The sequence below is a fragment of the Haloferax sp. Atlit-6N genome (genome assembly GCF_003383195.1).
In the GTDB taxonomy this organism is placed as follows: domain Archaea; phylum Halobacteriota; class Halobacteria; order Halobacteriales; family Haloferacaceae; genus Haloferax; species Haloferax gibbonsii.
On record NZ_QEQJ01000229.1, the window covers coordinates 1 to 495 of the forward strand.

Sequence of the window (495 nt, forward strand, 5' to 3'; positions counted from 1 at the left end):
AGGTCGAGACGCGGCCACGTTTGAACGGCAGTGTGCCCACATCGTGGACAAGATGTGTTCTCCCAGAAGTCCTTGAGTCGCCGCTCGATGCGGGCATCGAGCGGCTCCGTGTCGATCTCAACGACGCCCAGCTCAATCAGCTCCCGAAACATCGCTCCGAACGCCGGCTGAGCAGAAGACATATTCCTAGATTATGGCTGGTTCAGTGTAACTACAGGGTCTTTCCGCAGCTCTACACAAGAGCGAGTTTTGAGCGCCCGCCGAGGGGCGGAGGCGCATTCCAGCCTCACCGAATCATGACAGAACGACATCTCAGAGCCGTTCTGGCAGAAGCGGAGCGAGTCGCAGAGCAGTACGACCAGATCGCCCAAACCACGAACTCCCCTACACACGAGTATCTCCGGTACGCTGTACTCCGACTCCTCGAAGGCGATGCCAACGCGATCCCCGAGGAGGTCCCGCAGGTCGATTCAGACTGCTGAAGCTGATGAACTA

General features: G+C 58.4%; 1 protein-coding gene and 1 pseudogene. One reads left to right on the forward strand and one right to left on the reverse strand.

What is annotated here, in order from left to right; genetic code table 11:
- Positions 1-182 (reverse strand): annotated as a pseudogene (locus DEQ92_RS22090) (IS1595 family transposase); the annotation flags it as partial.
- Between the two features lie 114 nt (positions 183-296).
- On the opposite strand from DEQ92_RS22090, the gene DEQ92_RS22095 reads away from it, so the two are divergent.
- Positions 297-482 carry a hypothetical protein gene (locus tag DEQ92_RS22095; protein ID WP_115821790.1) on the forward strand — a complete coding sequence of 62 codons (186 nt, stop codon included), beginning with the start codon at positions 297-299 and terminating at the stop codon, positions 480-482.
- Positions 483-495 lie beyond the last annotated feature (13 nt).

Coding starts and splice junctions, on each gene's coding strand:
- DEQ92_RS22095 (WP_115821790.1), top strand. CDS start 297: ATGACAGAACGACATCTCAGAGCCGTTCTGGCAGAAGCGGAGCGAGTC.